Source organism: Claveliimonas sp. (assembly GCF_037273965.1).
Classification (GTDB): Bacteria; Bacillota; Clostridia; order Lachnospirales; family Lachnospiraceae; genus Claveliimonas; species Claveliimonas bilis.
On record NZ_JAYAZJ010000099.1, the window covers coordinates 1 to 9250 of the forward strand.

The following is a 9250-nucleotide window of genomic DNA, read 5'->3' on the forward strand; positions in this document are numbered from 1 at the left end:
CTACAATAAGTTGATGGAAAAGCTGGGGATCGTGGGAGGAGAATGTACCCCCGACGGTAAGTTTTCCCTGGATGCGTGCCGTTGTATCGGTGCCTGTGGTCTGGCCCCTGTCATGACCATCAATGACGATGTATATGGCAGGTTAAAAGTAGATGATATTGACGATATTTTGGCAAAGTACGAATAGCCTATGCTGCCGGAAATATCATTGCATGTTCTTGATACGGCGGAAAATTCTGTCCGTGCGGGAGCAGCTTTTGTCGAAATAGAAGTTGCAGTCAGTACTGCAGAAGATTCTCTTAGTATTACCATCAAAGATAACGGATCCGGTATGGACCCTGAACAGGTGCAAAGAGTGACGGATCCCTTTTTTACTACCCGGACAACGCGCAAGGTAGGGCTTGGTGTTCCGTTTTTTAAGCAGGCAGCGGAAATATCAGGAGGGAGCTTTCAGATTACATCAGAGAAGGGAAAAGGAACGGTCCTTACCGCCCGGTTTGTCCTGTCCAGTATTGACAGAATGCCTCTTGGCGATATGAGTATGACTGTACATAATCTGATGGTATACCATGAGGAAGTGGATTTTCGGTATCGTTATGCGTGCGACGGCCGGGAATTTGTCCTCGATACAAGAGAGATGAAAGAAATGTTAGGCGATGTGCCGCTTCATTCCCCGGAAGTTTCCGCATTCATTATGGATTATCTTAAGGAAAATCACAGGGAAGTAAGCGGAGGGAAAAATTTGTAACGGAAAGATCTGAAAAAGAAATGGAGGAAGAGTATGAAATCTCTGGAAGAGTTACGGGCAATTAGAGAGAAAATGCAGGGAAAAGTCGGCTTCCGCTCCGAAGATGCGACACAGACAAGAGTAGTTGTGGGTATGGCAACCTGCGGAATCGCAAGCGGCGCCCGCCCGGTTCTGGCAGCGCTGGCAGATGCTGTACAGGAGGAAGGATTAAATAATATTAACGTAACCCAGACCGGATGCATCGGACTTTGTCAGTATGAGCCGATTGTTGAGGTGATGGAGCCGGGCAAAGAAAAGGTTACTTATGTGAAAATGACGCCGGAAAAGGCAATGGAAGTGTTCCGCCTGCATCTTAAGGGCGGGCAGGTTGTAACAAAATATACGCTTGCAGCGGAAAAAATCAGTAAAGAATAAAAGGAGGTTACATATGTATCGTTCACATGTACTGGTCTGTGGAGGAACCGGATGTACCTCCTCAGGCAGCCAGAGGATCAGAGAGAAACTGGAAGAAGAAATCAGAAAGCAGGGGCTGGAAAATGAAGTCGGCGTTGTGAAAACAGGATGTTTCGGCCTGTGCGCCTTAGGCCCTATTATGATCGTATACCCGGAAGGTTCCTTCTATTCCATGGTAAAGGAGGAAGATATCCCGGAAATTGTATCGGAACATCTGCTGAAAGGAAGAGTTGTAAAACGTCTCCTCTATGATGAGACAGTAAAAGGAACGGAAGTGCTTCCCCTGCAGGAGACAAAGTTTTATAAGAAACAGCACAGAATCGCCCTTAGGAACTGCGGTGTGATCAATCCGGAGAATATTGAAGAATATATCGGTACAAGAGGCTATGAGGCGCTCGGAAAAGTGCTGACAGAGATGAAGCCGGAGGATGTGATCCAGATCCTTCTGGACAGCGGACTTAGAGGAAGGGGAGGCGCAGGATTCCCCACAGGTCTGAAATGGAAGTTTGCAGCGGCAAATGAGGCGGATCAGAAATATGTCTGCTGTAATGCAGATGAAGGGGATCCCGGTGCATTCATGGATCGATCTGTACTGGAAGGTGATCCCCATGTTGTGCTGGAAGCTATGGCAATCGCAGGATACGCTATCGGAGCATCCCAGGGATATATCTATGTGCGTGCAGAATATCCGATCGCGGTAGAGCGTTTGAACATTGCCATCGGTCAGGCAAGAGAATACGGTCTTCTGGGAAAAGATATTTTCGGAACCGGATTTGATTTTGATATTGAGCTTCGTCTTGGAGCTGGTGCCTTTGTATGCGGCGAAGAGACTGCTCTTATGACATCCATTGAGGGAAACAGAGGAGAACCTCGTCCCCGTCCGCCGTTCCCGGCGCTGAAAGGATTGTTCCAGAAGCCGACGATCCTTAACAATGTGGAAACTTACGCAAACATTCCGCAGATCATTTTGAACGGACCGGAATGGTTTGCATCTATGGGAACGGAGAAGTCCAAAGGAACAAAAGTTTTTGCCCTCGGCGGTAAGGTAAACAATACGGGACTTGTGGAGATTCCAATGGGAACTACTCTTAGGGAGATTGTAGAGGAGATCGGAGGAGGAATCCCGGGAGGCAAGAAATTCAAAGCGGCCCAGACCGGAGGACCGTCCGGCGGCTGTATCCCGGCAGAGCATTTTGATGTTCCTATTGATTACGATAACCTGATCGCCATTGGTTCCATGATGGGATCCGGCGGACTGATCGTTATGGATGAAGATACCTGTATGGTGGATATCGCCAAATTCTTCCTGGAATTTACAGTGGATGAATCCTGTGGAAAATGTACGCCGTGCCGTGTGGGAACAAGGCGCATGCTGGAAATCCTGGAAAAGATCACCAAGGGTCAGGGAACCATGGAGGATCTCGATCGCCTGGAAGAACTGGCAGAACATCTGAAATCCAATTCTCTGTGTGCGCTGGGGCAGACAGCTCCCAATCCGGTTCTTTCCACCCTGCGGTATTTCCGGGACGAATATATCGCTCATATTGTAGACAAGAAATGTCCGGCAGGAGTCTGTAAGGATCTTCTGCAGTACCGGATTGACGCAGATAAATGTAAAGGATGTACTCTGTGTGCAAGAACCTGTCCGAACGACGCTATCATCGGCAAGGTAAAAGAGCCGCATGTGATCAATCAGGAGAAATGTGTGAAATGCGGCGCCTGCATGGAGAAATGTCGTTTTGGTGCTATTTACAAAGAATAATGGAGGATGGAGAATATGGAAAACGTAAACTTAAAAATCAATGGTCTTGAAGTATCCGCTCCAGCCGGCTCCACCATTCTTGAAGCGGCACATCTGGCAGGAATTAAGATACCGACTTTGTGTTTCCTGAAGGAAATCAATGAGATCGGTGCATGCCGTATGTGTGTGGTGGAAGTCAAGGGAGCCAGAAACCTGGTGGCAGCCTGTGTATATCCGGTGACGGAAGGAATGGAAGTGTACACCAACACACCAAAACTGATCAAGTCAAGAAGGAGAACGCTCCAGCTTCTTTTGTCCAATCACGATAAGAAATGTCTCTCATGCGTAAGGAGCGGAAACTGCGAGCTTCAGCAGCTCTGCAGGGAGTACGGAGTAGAGGACGAGAACTATTTTGAAGGAAAAACCAATCATTATGAGCTGGATGATTCTGCTGCTCATATGATCCGCGACAACAACAAATGTATTTTGTGCCGGCGCTGTGTGGCGGTCTGCGAAAAGACCCAGGGGATCGGTGTGATCGGACCCAACAACCGGGGATTTGATACATTTATCGGATCCGCATTTGATATGGGGCTGGGGGAGACCAGTTGTGTATCCTGTGGACAGTGTATTGCAGTCTGTCCTACAGGGGCATTGTATGAAAAAGATTATACAAATCAGATCATAGAAGCGATTGCAGATCCGGATAAATATGTAGTGGTTCAGACTGCTCCTTCCGTAAGAGCGGGACTTGGAGAAGAGTTTGGATATCCTATGGGAACAGATGTAGAAGGAAAGATGGCTGCAGCACTTAGAAGGATCGGATTTGATAAAGTATTTGATACGGACTGGGCAGCCGATCTTACGATCATGGAGGAGGCTACAGAACTTCTGGATCGCGTGAAAAACGGCGGCGTACTTCCGCTGATCACTTCCTGCTCACCGGGATGGATCAAATATTGCGAGCATTATTTCCCGGATATGACAGAAAATCTGTCCAGCTGCAAATCACCCCAGCAGATGTTCGGGGCGATGCTGAAAACATATTTTGCTGAAAAAGAAGGAATCGATCCGAAAAAGATTGTGTCCGTCAGTGTAATGCCCTGTACGGCAAAGAAATTTGAAATCGGAAGAGATGATCAGAATGCAGCGGGAGTTCCGGATGTGGATATCGCCATCACCACAAGAGAACTGGCCCGGCTGATCAAAAGGTGCGGCATTGACTTTACTGCGCTGCCGGATGAGAAATTTGACGATCCGATGGGCGAATCTACAGGTGCAGGTGTGATCTTCGGCGCAACCGGAGGAGTAATGGAAGCCGCTCTTCGTACTGCAGTGGAAGTTCTGACCGGTGAAGAACTTGCTAATCTGGAATTTACCGATGTGCGCGGCACAGAAGGAATCAAGGAGGCCAGCTACAATGTGGCCGGAATGGACATTAAAGTGGCAGTTGCTTCAGGACTTAACAATGCAAGGAATCTGCTTAATAAGGTGAAATCCGGAGAAGCCAGCTATCATTTCATAGAGATCATGGGATGTCCAGGCGGATGCGTCAATGGAGGCGGACAGCCGCAGGTATCCGGCGATGTGAGAAACTTTACAGATGTACGTGCTATCCGGGCAGGAGTGCTCTATCGGAATGATCAGGCAAAATCAATCCGGAAATCCCACGAAAATCCGGCGATCAAAAAGCTTTATGAGGAATATCTGGGCGAACCGGGAAGCCATAAGGCTCACGAATATCTGCATACAACTTATGTGAAGAGGACTGTGAATTAGCCGGATAAGGCAAAAGGTTCACAAATAATAAATCGAGTAGGAGGAATTTCTCAACTATGAGAAATTCCTCCTACTCGATTGGGAGAAAATTTCAGGAGGAAACATGAAGGACTATCAGTATTTTTTATTTGATCTGGACGGCACGGTGACAGATCCGGGAGAGGGAATTACCAATTCTGTTATGTATGCACTGCAAAAATTCGGAATCCATGAGAGGGACAGAAGGAAACTCTATCGATTTATCGGCCCCCCGCTGGCAGATTCCTTCCGGGAGTTTTATGGATTTTCGGCGGACGAGGCGAAAAAAGGGATCAGGTTTTACCGGGAATATTACAGCAAAAAAGGAATATTTGAGAATAAGCTTTATCCGGGAATAGAAGATGTGTTGAAGAGAATGAAGGAAGACGGCAAAACGCTGGTGCTGGCCACCTCAAAACCGGAATTTTTTGCAGGCCAGATTCTGGAATACTTTCACCTGGACAGCTATTTTACGTTTGTTGCCGGGGCTACTATGGATGAAAATCGTGTGAAAAAGGGAGATGTGATCGCCTATGCCCTGGAGCAGTGCAGTATTACAGATAAAAGAAAAGCACTCATGATCGGCGACAGGAAGCATGATATCCAGGGGGCGAAAGAAAACGGCCTTGACAGTATGGGCGTGCTGTACGGATACGGAAGCAGGGAAGAACTGGAGACGGCCGGGGCGGATTACCTTGCGGAAACAGTGGAAGATATTTACGGCAGCGTATAAAAATCCCATCAGATTTAACTTCTGATGGGAAGAGCTGCTCTTACTTTTTCCACTCCTTCGTTAATGATAGCCCCGGTGCGGCTGGCAGACTCCTGGGCTTCCGCTGAAATGCCGGAAATGCCGGTTGAAGTTTCCAGGGCAGCCGGATCGTTGACAGGAAGGATATAAAACTGTGCTCCCACATCATCAAAGCGATAGACCCAGGTAGGAGTGAAAACAGCGTCAGTCAGAGAAATATTGCCTTTTTTATCTCTGTCGATAGAAAGACTGAGAACATATCCATCCTCTGTCTCGCCTGTGGGCATTTCGGCCTGCATATATTCTTTTTGCTGATTGGAAAGAAAGTTGCCGATGGCGTAGGCGCATACCATCTGGTGTTCTCCGTTCGTGCTTGTGAGAAGATCTACCGGCTGAATGACATGAGGATGACTGCCGATCAGAACGTCAATCCCCAGATCACATAATTTCTGTGCAATCTCCTCCTGTTGCTGGGACTGTTGCGTCTGGTACTCAGTGCCCCAATGCATATAAGCGATAGTATATTCAGCTCCGTCTTTTTCCATTGCCTCCAAAGAATCCTGAAGTTCTGTATAGAAACTGTCCAGATCATTGTAATCGAAAGAATTGATCAGAGCGGAAGCGCTGTCGGACAAGGGAATGCCGTTAATGGATGGAGCCCCGCCCGCTTCGGTTGTCTCATATACATAACTGATGATGCCGACTTTGATCCCGCCGATATCCTGAATAGTATATCTGTTTTCCTCTTCGGAAGACCGGACACCGCAGGGGATAAGATTTTTCTGCTTTATTACATCCAATGTACGCAGAAAACCTTCTTCTGCTGCATCATATACATGATTGCTGGCAAGATTTACCATATCGATCCCGCTTGCTGCCAGAGCGTCGGCCAGGGCGTCAGGACCCTGAAACATAGGGTATCCGCTGTAGCCGTTACTTCCATCTACAAGAGAACCTTCAAAGGTGACAGAGGTATAGTCGGCCTCTGACAGGAGATCTTTGCAGTAGGTGAAAATGGATGTGTAATCATAGGTCCCGTCCTGGGAATCCAGATAAACGGGAGATTCCAGAAACGGTTTGTGGAGAATAATGTCTCCGGCGGCTGTATAAGTGATAGAAGCCGGTTTTTTGGCGGTGGAAGGCTCTGCGGATACTTCCACTGCCTTGGGCTTTCCCTTTTCCGGTTTTGCTGCAGTCGGAAAATAGACAGACAGAAGGGCTGAAACAACAATGGCTGCAGCAATACAGGAGAAAACACCGGCATAGAATGCCGAGCTTCCGGCCAGCAGATGTCTGGACTTTCTCCTTTTTTGTTTTTTTCTGTGACGTTTCAATTCCGACATGTTCCCCACCTCTTTTGTATGTTACATAAGTACAACCAATGTGTTTTTGTAAACTGATTTTATTGTAAATCTGAGCAGGACAAAAAGCAAGCGGTATCAGACACTATTATTGTGGCGTATATTGCTGTTTCCGTTGCAGGGGGACAAAGCGGATGATATACTATGATAAAAGCCCGAAAAATAAAGGGGGATACCGGATGAAGATTAAAATTTGTATTGGAAGTTCCTGTCATTTGCGGGGATCAGAGACTGTAGTAAAAAGGATACAGGAACTGGTAAAAGAACAGGGAATGGATGAACAGATTGAACTGGGAGGATCTTTTTGCATGGGAAAGTGCTCCAGGAAAGTCAGTGTGAAAGTGGATGATGAGATTTACCATATCGGGCCGGAAGAGGTGGATGAGTTCTTTTTTAAGATCATAGGAAAGGAGGAGTGAGAATGCGGGTTATAGATTTTAAGGATGCAAGCTGCAGACATTGCTATAAATGTGTACGTCACTGCGAGGTAAAGGCAATCTCCGTGCAGAATGCCCAGGCTCATATTATGAAAGACCACTGTATCAACTGCGGGCATTGTCTGGAAGTCTGTCCCCAGAATGCGAAGAAATTTGCAAGTGATATGGACCGGGTTGTAGGCTATCTTCGGCAGAATATGAAGGTTATCATTTCTATTGCGCCTTCCTATCTGGGAGTGCTGGACTATGACAAGCCGGGACAGGTTGTATCGGCCCTGAAAAAGCTTGGATTTTATGAAGTGAGAGAAACGGCGGAAGGAGCGGCCCTGGTAACAAAAGAATATCGCCGGCTCTTAAAAGAGGGAAAGATGACCAACATTATCACAACATGCTGTCCCAGTGTAAACGATCTGATCGAGAAATATTACCCTGAGCTTGTTCCTTTGATGGCGCCGGTGGTATCGCCTATGATCGCTCATGGACGCCTGATCCGGCAGATTTACGGGGATGATGTGAAAGTTGTATTTCTGGGTCCCTGTATTGCCAAAAAAGAGGAAGCGGAAGGTGATGAAAGAGTAAGCGGGGCTATTGACGCTATTCTTACCTTTGAAGAAATTGTAAAGTGGTGGGAAAGGGAAGGAATCAACCCGAAAGAGTGTCCAAGCGAGCCTCTTGGCAACCCGAGTCCGAAAGTAAATCAGCTGTATCCTGTAGGAGGGGGTATTATCAAATCCATTCGGGCAAGTTCCGTGGAGGATAATTACTATAAAGTTTCTGTAGACGGACTTACTGCATGTATGGAACTTTTTGATGAATTGAAAAAGAATGAGATTGAAAACTGCTTTTTTGAGGTGAATGTCTGTGAAGGAGGGTGCATAAAAGGGCCTGCATCCGATAAATGGCAGCGGTCTGTGGTCCGAGCAAAGATGGACGTAGAGGATCAGGCGGTTTACCGGGAGGAAGCAAGTGAGATCGATGGCAGCGGCGTGGACATGGAGAAAATATTTATGGACCGCCGTGTGACAGATATGGAGCCGACAGAAGAGCAGATGGAAGAAGTGCTGCACGCTATGGGAAAATACACCAAAGAAGATGAGCTGAACTGCGGGGCATGCGGTTATCCAAGCTGTCGTGCAAAGGCGAAAGCAGTTTTTCAGAAAAAAGCAGAGATCGGCATGTGTCTGCCCCATGCAGTTGCACAGGCAGAGTCTATGTCCAATATTGTTATGGATGTGACGCCCAGTATGATACTGATCATTGATAAAGAGCTTCGGATCCGGGAATGTAATAAAAAAGCCCAGAAGATGCTGGGGGTATCCAGAGAAGAGGCGCTGGAGCGGTATATTTTTGAATTTATTGAGCCGGAGGATATCGTTCAGGTATTGGATACAAAGGAACAGATCATACGAAAGAAAGTCAGCCTGGATGCGTCGGAAATGATGGTAGTAGAGAGCATTATTTATATTGACCATCTGGAATCCGTTCTTGTGACTTACCAGGATGTGACAAAAGAAGAAAAGGCAAGGGAACAGCATTACCATTTGAAGATGGAGACAGTGGAGATGGCGCAGAAAGTCATTGACAAACAGATGATGGTTGCGCAGGAGATTGCAGGGCTTCTTGGAGAAACAACGGCAGAGACAAAGGTAACGCTGTCAAAGCTTAGGGATTCCATTTTATTTGAAGAGGAAGAATGATATGAGCGTTCGTGTTGATATAGCGTGGAAGAGTCTGAATAAACACCATGAGGAGCTGTGTGGAGATAAGGTTGAGATTCTGAAAACAAAGGATTCAGATATTGTGATCCTGGCAGATGGCATGGGAAGCGGAGTAAAAGCCAATATTCTGGCAACTTTGACGTCTAAAATCCTCGGCACCATGCTTCTGAATGGAGCGGCCATTGATTCCTGTGTGGAGATAAGGTTGAGATTCTGAAAACAAAGGATTCAGATATTGTGATCC

Annotated in this window: 9 protein-coding genes and 1 pseudogene; 9 read left to right on the top strand and 1 reads right to left on the bottom strand. The window is 47.0% G+C overall.

Annotated features, from left to right (window positions below):
* The 6 genes from WJ238_RS09275 to WJ238_RS09300 all read left to right on the top strand — a co-directional run.
* On the top strand, positions 1–187 hold a 187-nt coding region (locus WJ238_RS09275; protein WP_337606757.1), incomplete at its 5' end, for an NADH-quinone oxidoreductase subunit NuoE family protein.
* 3 nt (positions 188–190) lie between these two features.
* Positions 191–748, top strand: a complete 558-nt coding sequence (locus WJ238_RS09280) for an ATP-binding protein (protein ID WP_256195609.1) — start codon at positions 191–193, stop codon at positions 746–748.
* A gap of 33 nt (positions 749–781) precedes the next feature.
* Positions 782–1162 (top strand): (2Fe-2S) ferredoxin domain-containing protein, encoded by a 381-nt coding sequence (locus WJ238_RS09285; protein ID WP_230105524.1) that lies wholly within the window; start codon positions 782–784, stop codon positions 1160–1162.
* 13 nt (positions 1163–1175) lie between these two features.
* The gene (nuoF, locus tag WJ238_RS09290) at positions 1176–2963 is read left to right on the top strand and encodes an NADH-quinone oxidoreductase subunit NuoF (RefSeq protein ID WP_230105525.1); all 1788 of its coding nucleotides are present in this window, start codon (positions 1176–1178) and stop codon (positions 2961–2963) included.
* A 15-nt stretch (positions 2964–2978) separates the two neighbouring features.
* Positions 2979–4721: an NADH-dependent [FeFe] hydrogenase, group A6 gene (locus WJ238_RS09295; RefSeq protein ID WP_230105526.1), complete on the top strand. Its 1743-nt coding sequence runs from the start codon at positions 2979–2981 to the stop codon at positions 4719–4721.
* A 103-nt stretch (positions 4722–4824) separates the two neighbouring features.
* Positions 4825–5472 (top strand): HAD family hydrolase, encoded by a 648-nt coding sequence (locus WJ238_RS09300; protein WP_337606759.1) that lies wholly within the window; start codon positions 4825–4827, stop codon positions 5470–5472.
* A 14-nt stretch (positions 5473–5486) separates the two neighbouring features.
* Here WJ238_RS09300 and WJ238_RS09305 read toward each other — a convergent pair whose 3' ends face one another.
* Positions 5487–6833: a CapA family protein gene (locus WJ238_RS09305; RefSeq protein ID WP_316265110.1), complete on the bottom strand. Its 1347-nt coding sequence runs from the start codon at positions 6831–6833 to the stop codon at positions 5487–5489.
* Positions 6834–7030: 197 nt separating this feature from the next.
* Here WJ238_RS09305 and WJ238_RS09310 point away from each other — a divergent pair, with 197 nt between their 5' ends.
* The 3 genes and pseudogenes from WJ238_RS09310 to WJ238_RS09320 form a co-directional block, all read left to right on the top strand.
* On the top strand, positions 7031–7270 hold the full coding sequence (locus WJ238_RS09310; protein ID WP_230105529.1) for a (2Fe-2S) ferredoxin domain-containing protein: 240 nt from the start codon (positions 7031–7033) through the stop codon (positions 7268–7270).
* Between the two features lie 2 nt (positions 7271–7272).
* Entirely contained in the window at positions 7273–8985 is a 1713-nt protein-coding gene (locus WJ238_RS09315; RefSeq protein WP_316265109.1) for a [Fe-Fe] hydrogenase large subunit C-terminal domain-containing protein, read from the top strand.
* 1 nt (position 8986) lies between these two features.
* Positions 8987–9205: pseudogene (locus tag WJ238_RS09320) on the top strand (serine/threonine-protein phosphatase); the annotation flags it as partial.
* Positions 9206–9250: the final 45 nt, after the last annotated feature.